The following is a 20,912-nucleotide window of genomic DNA, read 5'->3' as shown; positions in this document are numbered from 1 at the left end:
GTGCGCGGTATTGGCGGCGGCGGCATTGGCGCGGGCGGCGATGGCGGCGGCCAGGGCGGCCGGCGCCGCGGCGGCATTCGCGGCGTTGGGCGAGTTGGCGGCCAGCGCCGTCGGCTGCTGCCCCGGCACCGGGCCGAACAAGCTGACCGGCCCGGCGAAAGCCACGGCCACCGGCATGCGGCGGTCCAGCTCCTGCAGGCGAACGAACTGCGTCGGCGTCATCGTCTCCAGCGGCAGGTGCTTCTGCGCCACCTGGCGCAGCCGCTCCGGCTCGTTCAGCAGGGCCCACTCTGCCCGCAGCACCTGGGTGCGTTCGCGGGCCTGATCGATCTTGCGCGTCAGCTCTCGGGCCTCGCGGTCAAGCTGACGGGCGGAGTCCTCGGCCCGGTAGACGTTCCAGCCCACGACGCAGAAGGCAGTGATGGCAATGACGGTCAGGGGGCGGAACATGTTGCCTCCTCCAGCTTCTCGAGGGCCCGCAGCCGGGCGGAACGTGCACGTGGATTGGCCGATGTCTCGGCTTCGCCTGGTTTTTGGGCGTTGGACGTCACCAGCCGGAACGGCGGCTTGGCCTGCCGTTCCAGCGAGACCGGGATGTGCCGGGAAACCCCCGGCGCACGCCCCGTGACCTGTTGCATGAAGCGCTTCACCAGCCGGTCTTCCAGCGAGTGGAAGGCCACCACCACCAGCCGCCCGCCGGGCGCCAGCAGCTTCACGGCGGCGGCCAGGCCGCGCTCGACCTCGCCCAGCTCGTCATTCACCTTCAGGCGCAGCGCCTGGAAGGAGCGGGTGGCGCTGTCCTGGCCGGACGGGTCGCGCGGCATGCAGGAATGGATGATGCGCACCAACTGGGAGGTGGTCTCGATCGGCGCCTCGGCCCGCGCGGCGACGATGGTGCGGGCGATGCGGCGAGAATGCCGCTCCTCGCCCAGCTGCCACAGGATGTCGGCCAGCTCGGCTTCCGGCAGGCGGTTCACCAGGTCGGCGGCGGAGGGACCGGACTTCTCCATCCGCATGTCCAGCGGCCCGTCAAAGCGGAAGCTGAAGCCGCGCTCCGCCTGGTCGATCTGGAAGGAGGAGATGCCGAGGTCGAGCACGATGCCATCCAGCAGGCCGGCGCCCTGTTCCTCCATCAGCTCCAGCATGTCGCCGAAGCGGCCCTGCACCAGGTGCAGCCGGCCGGGGAAGCGCGCGGCGACGGCAGCACCGCGCGCGATGGCGTCCGGGTCACGGTCGATCGCATGCAGGGTGCAATCGGCGGAGGACAGGATGGCGCTGGCGTAACCGCCGCCGCCAAACGTGCCATCCAGGTAGGTGCCGCCATCGCGGGGCGCCAACGTTTGCAAGACTTCCGCCAACATCACAGGGATATGACCGCTCATGCCGCACCCCCTGGATTCGTGGGAAGGGCAGAAGATGTGGCGCGCATGGTCAGGCCGCGTTCCTTGGCCCGGGCCCTGGCTTCCTCGGTATGGCGCTTGGCCGCCGCGGGCTCCCAGATCTGGAAAATGCGGCCCAGGCCGACGAAGGAGAGCGTCTCCCCCAGCCCGGCATGCGTGATGAGTTCTTCAGGAAGCAGGATGCGGCCCTCGCCATCGGGGCGCATGGGATAGGCGTCGGCGAAGAGAGCCGCTGCCATGTCGTCCTGCGCGTCTGAGAATACGTCGAACTGGTCGAGGCCACCGGCCATCGCCTCGAAGGCCGGCATGGGCCAGGCCTCCAGGCACGGTGCGCGGTGGGACGGGCGAAGGACGATCTCCTCGGTCCCGAGACGCGCCAACTCGGCGCGAAAGGGGGCCGGCACGGACGTGCGCCCCTTCCGATCCAACCGATTGGTGTGCGTCCCCATAAACCGGGCCATTCGCCGCTCATCCCCCTTTGCGGCATGCCTTTCGGCACCATCAAGATCGGGAAGCGGCCGGCGAGGTCCCCCGACCTCACCGGCTCACCCGACCATCCCCTGCACTGATCCTTGGCCCCCCCGAGCACTCGGATCGTTCATGGGATGACATGGGATATCATGGGTTACTCCCGGTCATCAAGCGATAAGCGGGACCGGTACAGAACATGAAAGCATGAAAAATCAATCCCTTGAAGCAACGGCTTCAAGGGAATCCTAATAAATGCTTCAAAACGTATCGGTGAGCGTCAGACGGCCTGTAAGCCGGGTTCTGTCCGCCCCATGGACGCGAATCCATGGAACGAGGCGACCATTCCTCTGGGACTCGACTTACGCCGAGCCTCTCGCGGCCAACCCGGGAAACGGGGCGGAAATGCCCCTGCGGTCGGTACCCTTTCGGGCCATCCCGCCGGTTTCCCCTATTCGGCCTTGCTCCCGGTGGGGTTTACCCTGCCGCCCCTGTCGCCAGGGGCGCGGTGCGCTCTTACCGCACCGTTTCACCCTTTCCCGCAGGGCCGAGGCCGTGCGGGAGGTTTGTTTTCTGTGGCACTGTCCCTGGGGTCGCCCCCGCCGGTCGTTGACCGGCACCGTATTTCCGTGGAGCCCGGACTTTCCTCCAGCACGGGATCGCTCCCATGCCAGCGGCCGCCCGGCCGTCTGACGCGGCGGTCAACTGCGCTGCAAAGCCACCGAAGTCAACGGCCTGCCACTTCAGCAGGAGAAAGAAAGGCTGGGAGAGGGAGATTTCAGACGCCGTCGGATTCTCCGTGGCCTGACCTGCAGCTTCGGTATTCGCGAGGTCTGGCCTGACGGATTCGCTGTTTCCCGACCGGTCTGGCTTACGCTTGCGGCGGCCAAGCTGCCGGTGGATTCGCTCATGTCAGGGCTGCACCTGGCAACATCGCGATGCGTGCGGTCCCGTCGTCCCGCCCGTTGCAGCGACACTACTGGTGAGCGCCCTGACAAGTCTGCCGACGCGATTCGGCTTGGCCATACCGGCCAACACCATGCCCCTAGAGACTGTTTCAAAAGCCTGCCGGGGCGGGCGCTGCGGTCTTGTCCGCACCAGCTTTGTCGGCGGCTTGGCTCAATGTCCCTTGCATTGGGGCCTGTGCCACCTCCGTGCTGGCGCGAAAAACTCCGACCGTGCCCTCAGCCAGCAGACTTTTGAAACAGTCTCCTAGCCCGCGAGGCTCTCTGGCGCCGCCGCCCCGGCTTCCACCAGCCGCGCCACGGCTTCCAGCCGGGCCAGGGTGCCCGAATCGGCCTCCCCATCTACCGACTCCTGGCGCCAGTGGCGCTGGAAGGCCACCAGGGCCACGCGCGGCTGGGCCGGGTCCACCGGGTAGCCGATGCGCGCCAGCAGGGCTGCCGCCCGCGCCAGCCCGCCCTCCGGCCGGTCCCGGCCATCGCCATCCACCCCCGCCGGCCACAGGCCGATGCCGTTGGCGGCGAGTCCCTCCCAGTCGAACAACTCGCCCGGGTCCTGCTTGCGGTCCGGCGCCACGTCGCTGTGGCCGACCACGTTGCGGGCGGGAATCGGGTGGCGGCCCAGGATCTCCAGGCACAGATCCGCCACCGCGGCCATCTGCAGCGCCGGGAAGGGCCGGTAGCCCCATTCGTGGCCAGGGTTGACGATCTCGATCCCGATGCTGCGGGCGTTCAGCAGCTCATGCCCGCGCCAGAAGGATTTGCCGGCATGCCAGGCGCGGCGCTCCTCCGGCACCAGCCGCCAGACCATGCCGTCCTCCTCCACCAGATAGTGGCAGGAGACGCGGGGCAGGGGCGCGGGTGGCTCCAGGTCGCACAGCCGGTCCAGCGCGGCCTTGGCCGTCTGCATGCCGGTATAATGCAGGATCAGCGTATCGATCGGCGTGCCGGCCGGACGCTCGTCGTGATTCGGGCTCCAGCGGTCGCGGATCACAGGTTGCGCGCCCGTTTGATGCGGTCCCACGCGGCGTTGATCTCCGCCACGCGCCGATGCGCGCCCTGCAACAGGTCCTCGGACACGCCGCGCGAGGCGAGGCTGTCCGGGTGATGCTCACGCATCAGGGCCCGCCAGGCCTGCCGCACCTCCTCGTCCGACGCACCCTGGGGCACGCCGAGTACGGAATAGGGGTCCACCCCGATCGGCTCCACCGCGCGGGCCTGGCCGGTGCTGGCTCGCTCCCCGGCCGCTTCGTCCAGCCGGAAGGCGGTGCGGACCTTGGCCAGGAAGATGGCCTCCCCACGCGTCAGCGGGCCATCGGCGCGGGCGATGTGGTGCAGGGCGGTCAGCACCTCCTCCAGCATCTGCGGCGTATCGGCGAAGACCAGGCCCATGCGGGTGGCGAAGGGCTCGTAGCCGCCGGTTTCTTCCCGCGCGCGGTCGAACAACACGCCGACGTCGCGCATGTTCTCGTCCGGGATGCGGAAGACGCGCTTGAAGGCGTCGATCTCGATGCGCTTCACCGGCCCGTCGCTCTTGGCCAGCTTGGCGGAGAGCACGATGACGCCGATGGAGAACAACTGGTCCTTGTTGTGCAGCCGGGCGGCCAGTTCCGGGCGCGGGTCGATATCCGGCGCGCGGGTGGTACCTTCATCCGCCGCATGGCCCATGGCCGCGCCCATGACGGCGCCAAACGGCCCGCCCATCGCGAAGCCCGCCACGCCACCGATGATCTTGCCCCAAAGGCTCAAGGCCGGCTTGCTCCTCGACGTATCAATCCCTGGACCCCTACCATGCCGCAACGCACGCTGCCATGCCGGCTTGTGCCGCAAGGCGGGAATCCGTGCGTGCCCGTCATGGCCCAGCCGGCCACCATCACGCGGCGCACGCCGGGCGACCATCCCCCGCGCCGCCTGTCCCGGCAGCCTGCCGGCCGAAAGCGCGGCCATGCGTTCGCACAGACACACGGCGGTGCCACCGGCGATGTTGGCGCGGGCAGGAGCGACGCGACCGGCCCGGCGGAGTTTTGAAACCGTCTCTAAAGCCCCCTTCCGCGAAACGGGTTGCAAGCCGCGCCGCCGGGCGCCACACCCCGAACGGAGTTGTTGAGAGTGCTGGGACCGATGGACGAGGCCGTGGAGGCGGAAGGCGTGGGCGTTTGGCCGTGTGGGACCAAGCGGGGCACCGCCTTCACCAGCATCGCCACGCGCTCCTCTCAGGCCCGTCCCGCCACCCTTCCTGAACGCGGCCGGGCGTTCCCAGGCGCTGTCCTGGCCATCCCCTGCATCCCTCCGCAGCCCGCACCGAAATCCGTGCGCGCCAGACGGGGGGATCTGTCCCGCTGATGCCCTGGCCTCGCCGCATCGCCTATGGCCTGCTGGCCACCTTGCCATTGGTGCTGGTCGCCGCGCTGTGGTTCGGCCCGCATCTGACCGACTGGAACGAGCACCGGGACCGCCTGGCCATCCTGGCCGCGGCCCGGCTCGGCCAGCCGGTGAAGCTCACCGGCCCGGTGGAGCTGGCCTTGCTGCCGCAGCCGATGCTGGAAGCCGGCGGCGTCACCATCGGCGGGCCCGGCAACGGCCTGTCCATCCAGGCGCGGGCGCTGCGGCTGCGGCTCGACCTCGGCGCCCTGCTGCGCTTCCGGCTGGAACCGCGCGAGGTGGTGCTGGTCGGCGCCGAGATCCAACTCCCGTGGCCACCCACCTCCGGCCAGCCCTTCCGCCCGCCGCCATGGCTGACCGAGCTGCGTGGCCGCATCGAGGATTCGCGCATCGTCATCGGCAGCGTGGCGCTGGAGCGGGTGACGGCCGAGCTGGCCGCCGGCGCCGCCACCGACGCCCTGAAGATCGACGGCCGCTTCCGCTGGCGCAACCAGGACGCCACCTTCCAGACCACGCTCGGCCGCCCGGGCTGGGACGACGCGGCGCCGATGGACCTGACGGTCTCCGCCGCCAATGCCTCCCTCTCCACCAGCGGCGTGCTGCTGCCGGAAGGGGGGTTCGAGGGTACGCTGCAAGGTGGCGGCAGCGACCTCTCGGCCCTGGTGCCCGGCCCGGCCGGCAGCTTCCGCCTGCGCGGCCATATCAGCGCCGCCGCCGACCTGCTGACCGCCAGCGACCTGATGATGGACATCGCCGGCAGCCCGGTGCGCGGCGTCACCACCCTGCGGCTGGCGCCGCAGCCACGGCTGGATGTCGCGCTCATCACCGGCCGGGTGGCGCTCGACCCCTGGATCGCCGCCTTGCGCAGCGCCGGCCGCCCTGCCTTGCCCTTCGGCCTGGACCTCTCGGCGGAGGCCGCCAGCTTCCGTGGCCAGACCCTGCGCCGGCTGCGCGGCGCGGCGCTGCTGGAGGGTGACAGGCTTACCCTCTCCGACGTCAGTGCCGTCCTGCCCGGGGATACCGAGGTGGAGCTCTCCGGCGCCACCACCGGCCGGCTCGGCGCCAATGGGCGGCTGGAAGGCGCCATCCGCTTCCGCGGCACCGCGCTGCGCAGCACGCTGATGGCGCTGGGGCTGGACCTCAGCGCCACCGAGCCCACGCTGCTGCGCCAGGGCGAGGGCCGGATGCGGCTGGTACTGGAGGAAAGCCAGGCCAGCATCCCTGAATTCGTCGCGACGCTGGATGGCGCCCGCGTCTCCGGCGCCGGGCTGCTACGCTTCGGCACTCGCCCGGCGCTCGGCCTCGGCCTGACCTTCGACCGGCTGGACCTCGACGGCTGGCTGCCACGCGGCAGCGACCCCCTGGCCCTGGTGCTGCGCCCCGGTGGCTTCGACGCCAATCTGCGCCTGGCCGCCGAGCGTGCCAGCTGGCGTGGCGTGATGGTGGAGAAACTCTCGCTCGACGGTGCTCTGGAGGCCGGGCGGCTGACAGCCCGGCGGGTCGCCGGCAAGGTGGCAGGGGCCGATATCGCCCTCAGTGGCCAGCTGGCGCCCGGCACCGCCGCCAACACCCCGGCCCGTCTGACCGATGGCGCACTGGATATCGCCGCGCCGGTCGGCAAGCCGTTGCTGGCCCTGCTGCCCGGCAACTGGGAGGAAACCGCGCCGCTGGCCGGCCAGCCCCTGGCGCTGCGCCTTTCCGCCAGCGGCCCGTTGAATGCCCTGGCCCTGCGTGGCGGCCTGGACATGGGCGAGGCCCGCATGGAGGCCAATGGCACGCTGGATACCCTGTCACCGCGCTACGCCGGCAACCTGACCCTGCGCCACCCCGGTGCCGCCCGGCTGATGGCGGAAGCCACTGGCCTGCCGGCACCGGCCTGGATCGGCGATGGTTCGCTCTCCCTGATCTCCAACGTCGCCCTGACGCCCACTTCTGGCCAGCTGGAGAGCTTCGACCTGGTGGCCGGGGAAACCCGGCTGGGCGGGCAGCTGGCGCTGGCCACCGCCCGTGCCGCCCGCCCGCGCCTGACCGGGCGCATCAATGCCGAGGCCCTGCCGCTGCCCGGCCCTGCCAGCCCCGGCACGCCGCTGAACCTCGCGCCCCTGAGCTGGCTGGATGCCGATATCGTCCTGGCCGCCACCCGCGTGCTGCCGCCGCGTGGTCCGGTGCCGGAACAGGCCAGCGCCACGCTGCGCCTGAACGGTGGCATCCTTGGGCTGGATGGCCTGCAAGCACGCGTCAACGGGGGCCGCGTCGAAGGCGGCATCCGGCTGGATTCCACCGCTACGCCGCCGGCCCTGTCGGCCCAGTTCAAGCTTGGCGGTGTCGGCCTGCACAGCGCGCTGACAGGCCTGCCGATCGACCTCAGCGCCGGGCAGGTGGAAGGCGAGATGGACCTGCGCACCACCGGTCACAGCCCCGAAGCGATGGTGGCAGGGCTGGAAGGCAGCGCGCAGTTGGTGGTGCAGGGCGGCGTGCTGACCGGCACCGACCTCGGCGGTGCCCTGCGCGCTACCGAGGCCCCGACCATCACCGCTGCCGAAGCCGCGTTGCGCAAGGCCCTGCTGGATGGCGCCACGGGGTTCGAGCGGCTGGAAGCCCGCCTGCGCATCGCCGCCGGGCGCATGGTGGTGGAGGACGGCACCCTCTCCATCGGCGAACAGGCCGCCGCCACCCTGCGTGGCGACGCGGACCTGGCCCATGGCGGCGTCAACCTCTCGCTCTCCGTCCCATTGGTGAACGGCCCGCCGTTGGGCCTGACCATGACTGGCCCGCTTTCCCAGCCCCGCCGGGTGCCGGACCTGGCGGATTGGCTGCGGTGGCGGGCGGAACAGCCGTAAGACTTGGGGGTGGGGAAGGCCGGGGAAAGAGTTCCCCGGGCCCTTATTTTTTTCTGCGAGTCTGGCGAAGCGCTTCGGGACTGAGAGCTGGACGCTTCTTGATTTTAATAATGGGCTGCGCGGGCTGAGCCCTTAGTCGCCGCAGGTCCAGGACTTCCGGCGCACCCAGCCGTCACTCAGGCGCGACGCATCAGCAGCCCTGCGCGGAAAACTCGACAGGTAAAAGAAGGGGTCCGGGGAATTCCTTCCCCGGACCCCTTGTCTCTCCCGAGCCCGCAAGCCGCTATTCCCCTCGCGTCGCCGTGGCCGTCTCCAGCGCGTACACCCGCAGGGCACTGGTCAGCGGCACATCGGTTTCCAGTCGCGCTTCGTCCACGGTCTGCAGCAGCCGCACCAGGGTGATGCCCTGTGCGGCTGCAAGCTGTTCCAGGGCGTGCCAGAAGGCGGGCTCCAGCGCCACGCTGGTCCGGTGCCCGGCCAGCGAGAAGGAGCGCTTCTCCAGATGCACGCCCGTCACGCCAGGGTCAGCCGCCGCCGCCCGGCAGGGTGGCGCCGGGGGTGACCATCTCCTCCGGCTTCACCCAGGCGTCGAAATCGGCGGGCGAGACGTAGCCGAGCTGGTCCGCCGCATCGCGCAGCGTCAGGTTTTCCTTCAGCGCCTTCTTGCCGATGGCGACGGCCTTGTCGTAGCCGATGCGCGGGTTCAGCACCGTCACCAGCATCAGGGACTTCGCCAGGTTCTCGGCGATGCGCGGCAGGTTCGGCTCCAGCTTGTCCACCATGTTGTGGGCGAAGGACTCGCTGGCATCGGCCAGCAACTGCACCGATTGCAGCACCGCCTGGATGATCACCGGCTTGAAGACGTTCAGCTCCAGGTGACCCTGCGCGCCGGCGACGGTCACGGTGGTCTGGTTGCCCATCACCTGGGCGCAGACCATCGTCAGCGCCTCCGACTGCGTCGGGTTGGTCTTGCCCGGCATGATGGAGGAGGACAGGCCATCCGCCGGGATGAACAGTTCGGCGAAGCCGCTGCGCGGGCCGCTGCCCAGCAGGCGCACATCGTTGGCGATCTTGTTGCAGGATACGGCCAGGACGTTCAGCGCCCCATGCAGCTCGACGAACGCGTCATGCGCGCCCATGCCCTCGAACTTGTCGGGGTTGGGGGTGAAGTCCAGCCCGGTCAGGGCGCTGATGCGCTCGCAGAAGGCGCTGTCGAACTTCGCATGGGTGTTCAGTCCGCTGCCGGTGGCGGTGCCGCCCTGGGGCAGCTTCAGCAGGCGGGGCAGGGTGGCCTGCACGCGGTCGATGCCGTGGCCGATCTGGCTGGCCCAGGCATGGAATTCCTGCCCCAGAGTCACCGGCACCGCGTCCATCAGGTGCGTGCGGCCGACCTTTACCACGCCGTTCCATTCCTCTGCCTGGCGGGTCAGCGAGGCATGCAGCACCTTCAGCGCCGGTACCAGCGTGCGCGTCACCGCCTCGGCGGCGGCGATGTGCATCACGGTCGGGAAACTGTCGTTGGAGGACTGGCCGCGATTGACGTGGTCGTTCGGATGCACCGGCTTGCGGCTGCCCAGCGGCGAGCCGAGCATCTCGTTGGCGCGGTTCGAGATGACCTCGTTGGCGTTCATGTTGGTCTGGGTGCCGCTGCCGGTCTGCCAGACGGGCAGGGGGAAATCGGCATCGCGCTGCCCGTCGGCAATCTCGGCGGCGGCGGCGGCGATCGGGTCGGCGATCTCGGCGGGCAGTTCGCCCAGCGCCTTATTGGCCCCGGCGGCCGCCTGCTTCTGCAGCCCGACGGCGCGGATCAGCACGCGGGGGAAGCGTTCCGTACCGATGCGGAACAGCAGCCGGGCACGCTCGGTCTGCGGGCCCCAGTAGCGGCCTGCCTCGATCTCAATGGTCCCGAGGCTGTCGGTCTCGGTACGGGTCTGTCTGGTCATCGGAAGTGCATCTCCCCGATACGGGTGGCGCCGGCACCATGCAGATGGGCCGGCAGACGACGCCTTCGGCGGGCAGCAAGGGGTGCGGCCTCAGCGCCTTGGTCTTCGCCGATATGGGAAGCGGCGTCGAGGTCGGAAATGCAAAACCCCCGGGGAAGTTCCCTCGGGGGTTTCGACAGGTCAGGGGCGCAAGGCGCTTACCAGTAGGGGCGCTCGTAATAGCGCGGCGCCGGTACGTAGCGCGGTGCCGGCGCGTAATAGACCGGCGGGGGCGGCGCATAGTAGGCCACCGGAGGCGCCTCGTAGACCCGCGGGGCCTCGTAATAGGCCACGGGCGGCGGTGGCGGTGCGTAATAATAGGCCGGCGGCGGCGGCGGCGCGGATTGCGCGGCACCCGCCACCAACGCACCCACGGCCAGGCCACCCACGATGCCGGCGACAACCGCGCCCGGGCCGGGGCCGCGGTGGCGATGCCAGCCCTGCGCCTCGGCGGCCGGTGCGGCGGCCACAAGGGCCATGCCGGTCACGGTGGCCAAGGCCAAGGCACGAATGGATTTCTTCATGACACCCTCCTGGGCTCGATCGTCACTAATATAGCGCCGATCCGCGCAGGATTGTGGCAATCGGGGGGTAAGATCGTGGTGAGGAATATTACCGGCTGTAAGTCGAGACCTCGATCAGGTTGCCATCCGGGTCGCGGCAATAGACGGAGGTGATGGGCCCCAGGGCGCCGACCTTCGGTGCCGGCCCGTCCTCGATTGTCACGCCGCATTCCTGCAGGTGCGTCACGATGTCGTCAGGCCCCACGGCGACGATGAAGCACAAATCCATCGTGCCGATCTCGGCATTCCGGCTGCTGGACCAATCCACCTGGTCCGAGGCCGCCGGGCGCAGATTGATCTTCTGGCCGCCGAAGCGCAGCGCGGTGCGCAGCTTCTCGCCGAAGGCTTCCCGCTCCATCCCCAGCACGCGCTGGTACCAGGAGGCGGAGATCTCGACGTCCCGCACGGTGATGACCAGGTGGTCCAGCCGATCGACGGAAAAACGCATCAGACAATGTCCCCCGGGCGCCGCGAGAGGCGGGCCGTCACCTGAATCTCAATCTTCATCGCATCCGTCTGCAGGCCGGCCTGCATCATGGTGGCGGCCGGCCGCGCCTGGCCGAACCACTTTCGGGTGATGGGCCAGCAGGCCTCCCAGTCGTCGCGGTCGGGCAGGATGAAGGTCGCGCGCACCACGTCGTCCATCGTCGCGCCGGCCTGCTTCAGGGCGGCGTCGATGTTGCGGAAGGTCTGCTCGCATTGCGCCACGACGTCGTCCGCGATCGTCATGGTGGCGTAGTCGTAGCCCGTGGTGCCGGAGACGAAGACATAGTCCCCATCCACCACGGCGCGGGAATAGCCGATTTCCGCCTCGAAGCGGCTGCCGGAACTGATCAGGCGGCGGGTCATGATCATGCCTCCGGGCCCGCGGGGCAGGGCTGGGCGCGCAAGTGCCGCGCGGTGGCGGCAGGGAAGGCCGCCAGCTTGCCGGCGGGCCGGATGGGGCGCGCCAGCAATTCCCCGCCGCAATTCGGGCAATGGCCGCCGAGGCGCTCGGCGGCGCAGTCCTGGCAGAAGGTGCACTCGAAGGAACAGATCAGCGCCAGCCGGGATTCGGGCGGCAGGTCCCGGTCACAGCACTCGCAATTGGGCCGCAACTCCAGCATCCGCATCTCCGCGACAGGATTTGCCGCCGGGGCACCGGCGGCGGGGGAACGGGCAGCCGGGCCGGACGAATCCGGCCCGGCTGCGTCTCGGCTTTACTCCAGCCCGTCGTAGAAGTCGTTGCCCTTGTCGTCCACCACGATGAAGGCCGGGAAGTCCTGCACCTCGATGCGCCAGACCGCTTCCATGCCGAGTTCCGGATACTCCAGCACCTCGACCTTCTTGATGCAGTCCTGCGCCAGCCGGGCGGCCGGGCCGCCGACGGAGCCGAGGTAGAAGCCGCCATACTGCTTGCAGGCGTTGGTCACGGCCTTGGAGCGGTTGCCCTTGGCCAGCATGACCAGGGAGCCCCCGGCCGCCTGGAAGGCGGCGACGTAGCTGTCCATCCGCCCGGCGGTGGTGGGGCCGAAGGAACCGGTCGGCATGCCTTCCGGCGTCTTGGCCGGCCCGGCGTAGTAGACCGGGTGGTCCTTCAAGTACTGCGGCAGGCCCTCGCCACGGTCCAGCCGCTCCTGCAGCTTGGCGTGGGCGATGTCGCGCGCCACCACGATGGTGCCGGTCAGGGAGACGCGGGTCTTCACCGGGTGCTGGCTCAGCGTGGCGCGGATCTGCTCCATCGGCTGGTTCAGGTCGATATTGACGACCTCGCCGCCCAGGATCTCGTCCGTCGTCTCGGGCAGGAAGCGGGCCGGGTCGTGCTCCAGTTCCTCGATGAACACGCCTTCCGGGGTGATCTTGGTCTTCACCTGCCGGTCGGCGGAGCAGGAGACGCCGATGCCGATGGGCAGGCTGGCGCCATGGCGCGGCAGACGCACCACGCGCACGTCGTGGCAGAAATACTTGCCGCCGAATTGGGCGCCGATGCCGATATTCTGCGTCAGCTTGTGGATCTCGGCCTCCAGCTCCGGGTCGCGGATGCCGTGGCCGGCCTTGCTGCCCTGGGTCGGCAGGCCGTCCAGGTAGCGGGTGGAGGCCAGCTTCACCGTCTTCAGCGTCGTCTCAGCCGAGGTGCCGCCGATGACGATGGCCAGGTGGTAGGGCGGGCAGGCGCTGGTGCCCAGCGACTTGATCTTGTCTTCAAGGAAGGCCAGCAGCTTCGGCTTGTTCAGCACCGCGCGGGTCTGCTGGAACAGGAAGGTCTTGTTGGCCGATCCGCCGCCCTTCAGCACGAACATCATGTGGAACTCGTCCGCATGGTAGTCGCCCGGGTTGGCATAGATGTCGAACTGCACCGGCAGGTTGTTCCCGGTGTTCACCTCGTCGAACACCGTCAGCGGCGCCATCTGCGAGTAGCGCAGGTTGGTCTCGGTATAGGTGCGGTGGACGCCGTAGCTCAGCGCCTCCTCCTCATCGCCCTCGACCCAGACGCGCTGGCCCTTCTTGCCGAAGACGATGGCGGTGCCGGTGTCCTGGCACATCGGCAGCACGCCGCCGGCGGAGATGGAGGCGTTCTTCAGCAGGTCCAGCGCCACGAAGCGGTCGTTGGCGCTCGCCTCCGGGTCCTTCAGAATCTTGGCCAGTTGCTCCAGGTGCCCGGGGCGGAGGTAATGGCTGACCTCGCGGCACGCGGTGAACGCCAGTTCCTCCAGCGCCTTGGGCGACACTTTCAGGACGGTCTTGCCCTCCACCTGCACGGTGCGGACGCCCTCGATATCCAGCTTGCGCCAGGCCGTCTTGTCCTCGCCCAGCGGCAGCATCGGGGAGTAGCGGAAGCTCTCCGGGCGCTGGGAGACCGGCATGCCGGCATCGGTGTCCTGGATCGGCGTATCGGCCAGCGGCGCCGCGGCCTGGTTGGCCGCCGCGCTGGCGGCGGCAGGGGTGTCGAGGGCAGGGGTCATCGGGCGCGCTCCGGCAGGGGAGAAAGTTCGGAAGAGTCCCGGCGCCGCCTGGCAGGGCAGCGTCGCTAGAGGGCGGAGGTAGCGCAGCGCGGCCGGCAAGCCAACCCAAAGGCGGGGCCTGCACCCCCGGCCGCCGCAGCCGGGGCTGGACAACCGGCCCGGAGATGCGCCTTGCTCACGCATGCAGCGTGGCCGCAGGCGCGCGGGCCAGGCTGAGGCGCCCACGGCGTTCCGCTCCCGGCGATCCTGCCTCAGCGGTCACGCCCACCGGCAGAGGAGAACCGCCCATGGCGACACGACCGGATGCGATCCTGCTGGGGGCGGGCGCGACGCCGCAATGGCTGGCGCTGAAGCTGGCCAACCGCCACGGGCTGGTGGCCGGCGCCACTGGCACCGGCAAGACCATCACCCTGCAGGTGATGGCGGAAGCCTTCTCCCGCGCCGGGGTGCCAGTGTTCTGCGCCGACATCAAGGGCGACCTGGCCGGCATCAGCCAGCCCGGCGCCCCCAACCCCAAGGTGGAGAAGCGCGCCGCCGGCACCGGGGTGGAGGATTTCGCCTATGAAGGCGCCCCCGTGGTGTTCTGGGACGTCTTCGGCCGCTCCGGCCACCCGATCCGCGCCACCGTCTCCGAAATGGGGCCGCTACTGCTGTCCCGCCTGCTGGAGCTGAACGACACGCAGGAAGGCGTGCTGAACATCGCCTTCGCCCTGGCCGACGACGAAGGCCTGCTGCTGCTGGACTTCAAGGACCTGCGCGCCATCCTGGCCCACGTGGCGGAGCGGGCTTCGGAGCTGTCCGCCCATTACGGCAACATCAGCAAAGCCACCATCGGCACCATTCAGCGCCGCCTGCTGGTGCTGGAACAGCAAGGCGCCGAGCATTTCTTCGGCGAGCCGGCGCTGGAACTGACCGATCTGATGCTGTTGACCCCGGATGGCCACGGCGCCGTGAACGTCCTGGCCGCCGACCAGCTGGTGCAGAGCCCGCGCCTCTACGCCACCTTCCTGCTCTGGATGCTGTCCGAACTGTTCGAGGAACTGCCGGAGGTGGGCGACCTGGAGAAGCCCAAGCTGGTCTTTTTCTTCGACGAGGGGCACCTGCTGTTCAAGGATGCCCCCAAGGCGCTGCTGGAGAAGGTGGAGCAGGTGGTGCGGCTGATCCGCTCCAAGGGCGTCGGCGTCTATTTCGTCACGCAGAACCCGCTGGACGTGCCGCAGGCGGTGCTGGGGCAACTGGGCAACCGGGTGCAGCACGCGCTGCGCGCCTTCACCCCGGCCGACCAGCGCGCCGTCCGCGCCGCCGCCGAGACCTTCCGCGCCAACCCCGCCTTCAATACCGAGACCGCCATCACCCAGCTGGAAGTGGGCGAGGCCCTGGTCTCCACCCTGCAGGAAGGCGGCGTCCCCAGCGTGGTGGACCGGACGAAGATCCGCCCGCCGCAATCCCGTATGGGCACGGTGACGGAGCAGGAGCGCGCCGCGACGCTCGCCGCCAGCCCGCTGAAGGGCCGCTACGATACGCTGCAGGACCGTGCATCCGCCTACGAGATGCTGCAACAGCGGGCCGGCACCGTGGTGGAGGACCCGCGCCCCCGCTCGCCCTGGGGACAGCCCGATGCCGCGCCGGCGCCGACGCGCCCGAGCGACCCCTGGGGGCGGAATGGCGGCATGGCGGAACCACCGCCGCAGCCGCAACGCCGTTCCTCCCGCGCCAGCCGGCAGCCGGCGCCGCAGCCACAGCAGGGCAGCGGCAGCATCCTGACGGATATTCTGATGGGCAATGGCGGCGGCCGCCGGCAGAGCCCGGCCGAGGCCCTGGCCAAGTCCGTCGCGCGCGGCATGGGCTCGCAGATCGGCGGCTCGGTCGGGCGGGCGCTGGTGCGGGGGATCCTGGGGTCGATCCTCAAGCGGTGAGGGGGAGGCCGGGGAAGGAATTCCCCGGACCCCATCTTTTTTCTTCGAGTCCGGGTGCGGCTGGAGGACCAAAGGTGCGCATCGGGCGAGCGGGCGTGGGGCAAGATTCCAGGGCTGCGTTACGGCATCCTGACAAGAAAAGGCCGGGGAGTGTCCTCCCCGGCCTCAGCGCTTCGTGCGTGCCGTTAGAGCGTGATGGCTTGAGATGGAATCACCGAAAGCCTGAATCACGCTATCAAACAACGGCATGGAGCCTGATGCGTGAACGCGTCTTGCTCTATGGCTGGGTGTCAGTCCCGCGCCGGGCGGCGGCGGAAAGCGTCCAGGCTGACCACCTGGGCCGGGGCCTCGGCGACGGCCTCAGTATCCTCGGCGGCGTCGGGCTCTGGGTTGTCGGTCTGCTCGGCTTCCCGCACCGGGAAGGCGGCGGGCTGGATGACGCTGTCGGCGTTGTCCTGCGTCTCGTCTTCTTCCGGCGGGCCGAACCGCAGGCCGATGCGCACATGCGGGTCCCAGAACGCGGTCATGCTGGCGATGGGGATCATCAGCTTGGCCGGCACGCCGCCGAAGGACAGGCCGATCGAGACCATCCCCTTGGGCCGGTCCACCTTCAGGTCCCAGAACTGGTGCTGGATGACGATGGTCATCTCTTCCGGGTAACGCGCCTTCAAGTGGCCGGGGATGGAAACCCCGGGGGCGTCGGTGCGGAAGGTCAGGTAGAAATGGTGCTCGCCGGGCAGGCCGTGTTCGCCCACATGCTCCAGCGCCCGCAACGCGACCTCGCGCATCGCGTCCTCGGTCCAACGCTCGTAGGGGAGGAGGCTCTCTACCGGCTTCGCGTCATTCGTCATCACAAGTCACCCTGAGTCGATGCAGAATAGGGACGGCACCGGGTAGCGAAAAGGCATGATCGCAAAGGAAGTGGGGGGATTCTGTTGCCCTGCTCCCCCCGGGCAGCGCTTACCTATGGTTAGGCAGCGAGCGCCATGGTCTCGCGACCATTATCGTTGGCACTTGTGAAATAGCCCGATAACGGCGGTACAATGCCGGGCAAAAGATACGTCTTTACCGCATACGTCGAAGCTGTTTCGTCCCCATCGGCCGCCATACGATCCCTGGCGGGCTAGATTGGTGGAGACGCCGGGCACTGCCCCCGGGTCCGAAATGCTTATTCCACGTACCGTTTATCACCATAGCCACCCGAAGGTAGGCAGAGCCGATATAGGCGATCGGCGCACGGAAATCGAGGGGCCGCGCGCGCTTTCCGTCACGCCGCCCCTTTTAACGCACGCTGACCTGCGGTCTCCCACCCAACAAATGGGTTCCCGGAGGCCCCATGCCTTTGGCGGGGAGAGCGCGAGAGGGGCAGCGCCCCTCGAGACGCCACCCCCCCCGCGCTTCAGCCCTTGCGCAGGGACGTCTCGACGATCCGCGCATACAGCGCCGCGCCATAAGGCGTCGTCTCGTCGTTGAAGTTGTAGGCCGGGTTGTGCGGCGTGGCGCCCGGCCCGTTGCCGACATGGATGTAGGCGCCCGGCACCTTCTCCATCATGAAGGAGAAGTCTTCCGATCCCATGCCCGGCTCCTTGTTCCGGGCCACGTTGGCGTCGCCCACCAGTTCGGCGGCCGCATCGGCGTAGGCGGTGGTCAGCTCCGCGTCGTTGATGGTGGGGGCGAAGATCAGGCGGAAATCCAGCTCCGCCGTGCAGCCCAGGCCGGCGGCGACGCCCTCCGCCACCCGCTTCAGCCCTTCCTCGATCTGCGTCGCCACCTCGCGCGAGAAGAAGCGCGCGGTGCCGGAGAGGGTGGCGGTATCGGGGATGACGTTGAACGCATCGCCGCCCTGGATCTTGGTGACGCTGATCACCGCCGGGTCGAAGGGCGAGAGGTTGCGGGCAGTGATGGTCTGGATGGCGGTGCCGATCTGGCAGGCGGCGATCACCGGGTCGTGGCTCACCTCCGGACGCGCGCCATGGGCGCCCTTGCCGTGGATGGTGATGTCGAAGAAGGCACCGCCCGCCGCCGTGGCGCCGGGGCGGATGCCGTACTCGCCCACCGGCATGCCGGGGCGGTTATGCATGCCGAAGATGGCATCGCAGGGGAAGCGGTCGAACAACCCGTCCTCCAGCATCGCCAGGGCACCGCCGCAGCCTTCCTCGCCTGGCTGGAAGATGAAATGGACGGTGCCGTCGAAATTCTTCGTCTCCGCCAGGTACTTGGCGGCGCCCAGCAGCATGGTGGTGTGGCCGTCATGGCCGCAGGCATGCATCTTGCCCGGCGTCTGGCTGGCATAGGGCAGGCCAGTCTTCTCGGTCATCGGCAGGGCGTCCATGTCCGCCCGCAGCCCGACGGCGCGGTTGCCCTGGCCGGAGCGCAGCACGCCGACCACGCCGGTCTTACCGACGCCGCGATGCACCTCGATCCCCCAGGATTCCAGCATCGAAGCGACGATCCCGGCGGTGCGGTGCTCCTCCAGCCCCAGCTCGGGGTGGATGTGGAAGTCGTGGCGGATGGCCGTCAGTTCGTCCTGGTAGCGGCGGATATGGTCAATGACGGACATGGGGCGGGACTCCTGGCTGTGTCGCGTGCACCGGCATGCAAACACCAGGACAGCAGCGCGGCAAGGCAGTGGATTGTGGGATACGCGCTAGCGCTTCATGCATGCGGCGCAATTTGCCCGAGCTGGATTCGCGCCCATGACTGTCCGCAGACTGACCCCGGAAGACGCCGCCGCCTTCAAGGCCATCCGCCTGGAGGCCCTGGAAGGCTACCCCGGCGCCTTCACCCAGAGCTATGCCGAGGCCGAGCGGGACGAGGTAGCCATCTATGCCAACCGCCTCGGCGCTGGGCCGGATGCCGTGTTCGGTGCCTTCGTGGAGGGTGAGCTGATCGGCACCGCCGCTTTTTCCGTGCGGAAGGGCGAGAAGATTGCGCATGAGGGCCTGCTCTGGGCCGTCTATGTCCGCCCGGGCACGCGCAGCCGTGGCCTGGGCCGGGCGCTGGTCAGCCAGGTGCTGGAGCACGCGAAACCGCGTGTGCTGATGCTGCAGGCGACCGTCGTCTCCGATAACCCTGTGGCACAGGCGCTCTACGCATCGCTCGGCTTCGAGACCTATGGGGTGGAGGCATCCTCGCTGTTCGTCGAGGGGCGGCTGATCGACGACATCCACATCGTCCACTGGCTCGGCCACACGCCGGATGCCTGGCCCCTGGCCGCCGCGGAGTAGAGGCTGCCCGGCTCCTCCGCCTGCGGGATCTGAGGCGGGGACGCACCAACCCGCCTCGCTGCCTGCCTGCCGCCGACCCCAAGCGATTCGAGCGCTGGGAAGCCAAGCTGGCGCCCGGGGCACTGTGACTGCGCCGGCGGGGTGACGGCCGGACCATAGTTTCTTACTCGCAACGGATAGCGTGCTTTGCCAGCCCCCACACGATACAATGGCCCAAGGCGGTCTGGGGCCCAAGGCGGTCTGGCGCCCAAGGTCTGGCGCCCAAGGTCTGGCGCCCAAGGTCTGGCGCGTGGAAGGCGGCAAGCATGGACAGCGACCGGGTTTTCCGTGGCTCCATCCCGGCCTTGTACGAAGAGTACCTGGTCCCGGTGCAGTTCGAGACCTATGCGCAGGAGATGGCGGCCCGGCTGCACGGCGTGCCGCTCGGCCGTGTGCTGGAGACCGCCGCCGGCACCGGCGTCCTGACGCGCGCCATGGCGGCGGCCCTGCCGGCGGAGGTCACCATCGAGGCGACGGACCTGAACCAGCCGATGCTGGACGAAGCCGCCCGCCGCTTGTCCTCCCGGCGCGTGTCCTGGCGGCAGGCGGATGCCCAGGACCTGCCATTCCCCGATGGCGGGTTCGACGCCGTGCTGTGCCAGTTCGGCGCCATGTTCTTCTCCGATCGCCCACGGGCCTTCGCCGAGGCGCGGCGCGTCCTGCGGCCAGGCGGCCGCTACCTCCTCAGCGTCTGGGACCGGATCGAGCAGAACGAGTTCGCCGACGTGATGGTCAATGCCGTGGCAAGGCTGTTCCCGGAGGACCCGCCGACCTTCACTTCCCGCATCCCCCACGCCCTGCACGACACCCGGCCGCTGGTGGCGGAGCTGAAGGCAGCCGGCTTCGCCTCGGTGGCCGTGGAAACCGTCGAGCGCACCAGCACCGCCCCGGATGCCCGCTTCGTCGCCATCGGCAAATGCCAGGGCACGCCCCTGCGGCACGAGATCGAGGCGCGGGACGCGACCCGGCTGGCGGAGGCCACGGAGGCCGCCGCGGCGGCGGTGGCGGCGCGCTTCGGCGACGGCGCCATTCGCGGCAAGCTCCAGGCGCATGTCCTGACAGCCATCCGATAAGGGTGCGGGGGCCGATCGCCGCCGCGCCGCCCAGACCCGCGACAGAGGTTCTTCACGCCCCGCCCCGCAGCCTGTATCCACCCCCCCGATGACGTTGGGGGCGAGCATGGAACTGACCGAGGCGCAGCAGCAGGAACTGGCGGACGCGAAGGCCGCGCGCGCCGAGACCCGCCGCCCCACCGTGCCGGCGCTGGAAGCCATGCTGTTCGACCCCCTGCCGGTGCTGGACCACGGCTTCGTCCGCGTCATCGACTACATGGGCGACGACTCGGCGGTGGTGCAGGCGGCGCGCGTCTCCTACGGCCGGGGCACCCGCGCGGTCAGCGAGGACCGCAACCTCATCCGCTACTTGATGCGGCACTGGCACTCGACGCCGTTCGAGATGTGCGAGATCAAGTTCCACGTAAAGCTGCCGATCTTCGTGGCGCGGCAGTGGATCCGCCACCGCACCGCCAACGTGAACGAGTATTCGGCCCGCTACTCCGTGATGGACCGGGAATTCTACATCCCGGCGCCGGAGCAGCTGGCGGCACAGTCGGCCAGCAACCGCCAGGGCCGTGGCGACGTGCTGGAAGGCGAGGACGCCGCCCGCGTGCTGGGCCTGCTGCGCGCGGACGCCAACCAGACCTACGACCACTACGAAGAAATGCTGAACGAGGACGAATCCGGCGCCCCGCGCGACCCGGCCCGCCAGGGCCTGGCGCGGGAACTGGCGCGGATGAACCTGACGCTGAACACCTACACCCAGTGGTACTGGAAGACCGACCTCCACAACCTGCTGCACTTCCTGCGCCTGCGTGCCGACGCCCATGCCCAGTACGAGATCCGCGTCTATGCGGATGCGATGCTGCAGGTACTGGAAGCCTGGGTGCCGGCGGTGGCGGAGGCCTTCCGCGACTACCGCCTGGGCGCCGCCACCCTGTCCTCCCAGATGCTGGTCGTCACCCGCCGCCTGCTGGCGGGGGAGGCGGTGGAGCAGCCCGGCAGCGGCCTCTCCAAGCGCGAGTGGCGGGAGCTGATGGCCGTGCTGGGCCGGGAGGGCTGAACCCTGGCCGCGGCGCCGCCCCCGCGCCCGCCCACTGGTGCGCCGGCCGGTGCGCGCCCGGCCAGGGCCGCCA

Annotated in this window: 19 protein-coding genes and 2 other RNA genes; 5 read left to right on the top strand and 16 right to left on the bottom strand. The window is 69.5% G+C overall.

Features of this window, described 5'->3' with window-relative positions; translation table 11 throughout:
- From ftsL to IBL26_RS22735, 6 genes are all read right to left on the bottom strand, one after another.
- The coding region (gene ftsL / locus IBL26_RS22760) for a cell division protein FtsL (protein WP_456316418.1) at positions 1-450 on the bottom strand (450 nt) is incomplete at its 3' end.
- Positions 435-1,382, bottom strand: coding sequence for a 16S rRNA (cytosine(1402)-N(4))-methyltransferase RsmH (gene rsmH, locus IBL26_RS22755; RefSeq protein ID WP_187786804.1), 948 nt, complete (start codon positions 1,380-1,382; stop codon positions 435-437). The genes rsmH and ftsL, both read right to left, overlap by 16 nt.
- The gene (gene mraZ / locus IBL26_RS22750) at positions 1,379-1,861 is read right to left on the bottom strand and encodes a division/cell wall cluster transcriptional repressor MraZ (RefSeq protein WP_187786803.1); all 483 of its coding nucleotides are present in this window, start codon (positions 1,859-1,861) and stop codon (positions 1,379-1,381) included. The genes rsmH and mraZ overlap by 4 nt, the downstream gene beginning before the upstream one ends.
- Before the next feature lie 283 nt (positions 1,862-2,144).
- Positions 2,145-2,561: RNase P RNA component class A (rnpB, locus tag IBL26_RS22745), an RNA gene on the bottom strand.
- Between the two features lie 519 nt (positions 2,562-3,080).
- Positions 3,081-3,824, bottom strand: coding sequence for an N-acetylmuramoyl-L-alanine amidase (locus tag IBL26_RS22740; protein WP_187786802.1), 744 nt, complete (start codon positions 3,822-3,824; stop codon positions 3,081-3,083).
- Complete coding sequence (locus IBL26_RS22735; protein ID WP_187786801.1) at positions 3,821-4,579, bottom strand: TerB family tellurite resistance protein; 759 nt, start codon at positions 4,577-4,579, stop codon at positions 3,821-3,823. The genes IBL26_RS22740 and IBL26_RS22735 overlap by 4 nt, the downstream gene beginning before the upstream one ends.
- Positions 4,580-5,172: 593 nt before the next feature.
- Between IBL26_RS22735 and IBL26_RS22730 the strand changes: the two genes are divergently transcribed.
- Positions 5,173-8,052, top strand: a complete 2,880-nt coding sequence (locus IBL26_RS22730) for an AsmA family protein (RefSeq protein ID WP_187786800.1) — start codon at positions 5,173-5,175, stop codon at positions 8,050-8,052.
- A 283-nt stretch (positions 8,053-8,335) separates the two neighbouring features.
- On the opposite strand, the gene IBL26_RS22725 is transcribed toward IBL26_RS22730, so the two are convergent.
- From IBL26_RS22725 to IBL26_RS22695, 7 genes are all read right to left on the bottom strand, one after another.
- A complete protein-coding gene (locus tag IBL26_RS22725) occupies positions 8,336-8,569 on the bottom strand; it encodes a ribbon-helix-helix domain-containing protein (RefSeq protein ID WP_367615494.1) in 234 nt (77 codons plus the stop codon).
- A gap of 7 nt (positions 8,570-8,576) precedes the next feature.
- A complete protein-coding gene (locus IBL26_RS22720; protein ID WP_187786799.1) occupies positions 8,577-9,995 on the bottom strand; it encodes a class II fumarate hydratase in 1,419 nt (472 codons plus the stop codon).
- Positions 9,996-10,192: 197 nt separating this feature from the next.
- Positions 10,193-10,558, bottom strand: coding sequence for a hypothetical protein (locus IBL26_RS22715; protein WP_187786798.1), 366 nt, complete (start codon positions 10,556-10,558; stop codon positions 10,193-10,195).
- Between the two features lie 88 nt (positions 10,559-10,646).
- Positions 10,647-11,045: a VOC family protein gene (locus IBL26_RS22710; RefSeq protein WP_187786797.1), complete on the bottom strand. Its 399-nt coding sequence runs from the start codon at positions 11,043-11,045 to the stop codon at positions 10,647-10,649.
- Positions 11,045-11,446, bottom strand: a complete 402-nt coding sequence (locus IBL26_RS22705; RefSeq protein WP_187786796.1) for a RidA family protein — start codon at positions 11,444-11,446, stop codon at positions 11,045-11,047. Before IBL26_RS22705 ends, IBL26_RS22710 begins: the two co-directional genes overlap by 1 nt.
- A gap of 2 nt (positions 11,447-11,448) precedes the next feature.
- Positions 11,449-11,703, bottom strand: a complete 255-nt coding sequence (locus IBL26_RS22700) for a DUF1272 domain-containing protein (RefSeq protein ID WP_187786795.1) — start codon at positions 11,701-11,703, stop codon at positions 11,449-11,451.
- A 93-nt stretch (positions 11,704-11,796) separates the two neighbouring features.
- Positions 11,797-13,440 carry a fumarate hydratase gene (locus IBL26_RS22695; protein ID WP_187786805.1) on the bottom strand — a complete coding sequence of 548 codons (1,644 nt, stop codon included), beginning with the start codon at positions 13,438-13,440 and terminating at the stop codon, positions 11,797-11,799.
- A gap of 386 nt (positions 13,441-13,826) precedes the next feature.
- Here IBL26_RS22695 and IBL26_RS22690 point away from each other — a divergent pair, with 386 nt between their 5' ends.
- Positions 13,827-15,455, top strand: a complete 1,629-nt coding sequence (locus tag IBL26_RS22690; RefSeq protein ID WP_187786794.1) for a helicase HerA-like domain-containing protein — start codon at positions 13,827-13,829, stop codon at positions 15,453-15,455.
- Positions 15,456-15,745: 290 nt separating this feature from the next.
- On the opposite strand, the gene IBL26_RS22685 is transcribed toward IBL26_RS22690, so the two are convergent.
- The 3 genes from IBL26_RS22685 to IBL26_RS22675 all read right to left on the bottom strand — a co-directional run bounded on the left by IBL26_RS22685 (position 15,746) and on the right by IBL26_RS22675 (position 18,015).
- Positions 15,746-16,306, bottom strand: a complete 561-nt coding sequence (locus IBL26_RS22685; protein ID WP_187786793.1) for an SspB family protein — start codon at positions 16,304-16,306, stop codon at positions 15,746-15,748.
- Positions 16,307-16,375: 69 nt separating this feature from the next.
- Positions 16,376-16,706: a transfer-messenger RNA gene (ssrA, locus tag IBL26_RS22680) on the bottom strand.
- Between the two features lie 148 nt (positions 16,707-16,854).
- On the bottom strand, positions 16,855-18,015 hold the full coding sequence (locus IBL26_RS22675) for a M20 aminoacylase family protein (RefSeq protein WP_187786792.1): 1,161 nt from the start codon (positions 18,013-18,015) through the stop codon (positions 16,855-16,857).
- 136 nt (positions 18,016-18,151) lie between these two features.
- Here IBL26_RS22675 and IBL26_RS22670 point away from each other — a divergent pair, with 136 nt between their 5' ends.
- From IBL26_RS22670 to thyX, 3 genes are all read left to right on the top strand, one after another.
- Complete coding sequence (locus IBL26_RS22670) at positions 18,152-18,682, top strand: GNAT family N-acetyltransferase (protein WP_187786791.1); 531 nt, start codon at positions 18,152-18,154, stop codon at positions 18,680-18,682.
- A gap of 305 nt (positions 18,683-18,987) precedes the next feature.
- A complete protein-coding gene (locus tag IBL26_RS22665) occupies positions 18,988-19,794 on the top strand; it encodes a class I SAM-dependent methyltransferase (RefSeq protein WP_187786790.1) in 807 nt (268 codons plus the stop codon).
- A 106-nt stretch (positions 19,795-19,900) separates the two neighbouring features.
- Entirely contained in the window at positions 19,901-20,839 is a 939-nt protein-coding gene (gene thyX, locus IBL26_RS22660) for an FAD-dependent thymidylate synthase (RefSeq protein WP_187786789.1), read from the top strand.
- The last annotated feature ends 73 nt before the right edge of the window (positions 20,840-20,912 follow it).

It is taken from the genome of Teichococcus aerophilus (assembly GCF_014490485.1).
In the GTDB taxonomy this organism is placed as follows: Bacteria; Pseudomonadota; Alphaproteobacteria; order Acetobacterales; family Acetobacteraceae; genus Pseudoroseomonas; species Pseudoroseomonas aerophila.
The sequence above is the reverse complement of the archived record's forward strand: the minus strand, read 5'-3'. Positions and strand labels throughout refer to the sequence as shown.

Bases quoted from the DNA above. Each gene is read 5' to 3' on its own strand.
- mraZ (WP_187786803.1), bottom strand. From the start codon at position 1,861: ATGGCCCGGTTTATGGGGACGCACACCAATCGGTTGGATCGGAAGGGG.
- IBL26_RS22710 (WP_187786797.1), bottom strand. From the start codon at position 11,045: ATGCGTTTTTCCGTCGATCGGCTGGACCACCTGGTCATCACCGTGCGG.
- IBL26_RS22690 (WP_187786794.1), top strand. From the start codon at position 13,827: ATGGCGACACGACCGGATGCGATCCTGCTGGGGGCGGGCGCGACGCCG.
- IBL26_RS22720 (WP_187786799.1), bottom strand. From the start codon at position 9,995: ATGACCAGACAGACCCGTACCGAGACCGACAGCCTCGGGACCATTGAG.
- IBL26_RS22715 (WP_187786798.1), bottom strand. From the start codon at position 10,558: ATGAAGAAATCCATTCGTGCCTTGGCCTTGGCCACCGTGACCGGCATG.
- IBL26_RS22685 (WP_187786793.1), bottom strand. From the start codon at position 16,306: ATGACGAATGACGCGAAGCCGGTAGAGAGCCTCCTCCCCTACGAGCGT.
- rsmH (WP_187786804.1), bottom strand. From the start codon at position 1,382: ATGAGCGGTCATATCCCTGTGATGTTGGCGGAAGTCTTGCAAACGTTG.
- IBL26_RS22705 (WP_187786796.1), bottom strand. From the start codon at position 11,446: ATGACCCGCCGCCTGATCAGTTCCGGCAGCCGCTTCGAGGCGGAAATC.
- IBL26_RS22665 (WP_187786790.1), top strand. From the start codon at position 18,988: ATGGACAGCGACCGGGTTTTCCGTGGCTCCATCCCGGCCTTGTACGAA.
- IBL26_RS22695 (WP_187786805.1), bottom strand. From the start codon at position 13,440: ATGCCGGTCTCCCAGCGCCCGGAGAGCTTCCGCTACTCCCCGATGCTG.
- IBL26_RS22675 (WP_187786792.1), bottom strand. From the start codon at position 18,015: ATGTCCGTCATTGACCATATCCGCCGCTACCAGGACGAACTGACGGCC.
- thyX (WP_187786789.1), top strand. From the start codon at position 19,901: ATGGAACTGACCGAGGCGCAGCAGCAGGAACTGGCGGACGCGAAGGCC.
- IBL26_RS22700 (WP_187786795.1), bottom strand. From the start codon at position 11,703: ATGCTGGAGTTGCGGCCCAATTGCGAGTGCTGTGACCGGGACCTGCCG.
- IBL26_RS22730 (WP_187786800.1), top strand. From the start codon at position 5,173: ATGCCCTGGCCTCGCCGCATCGCCTATGGCCTGCTGGCCACCTTGCCA.
- IBL26_RS22670 (WP_187786791.1), top strand. From the start codon at position 18,152: ATGACTGTCCGCAGACTGACCCCGGAAGACGCCGCCGCCTTCAAGGCC.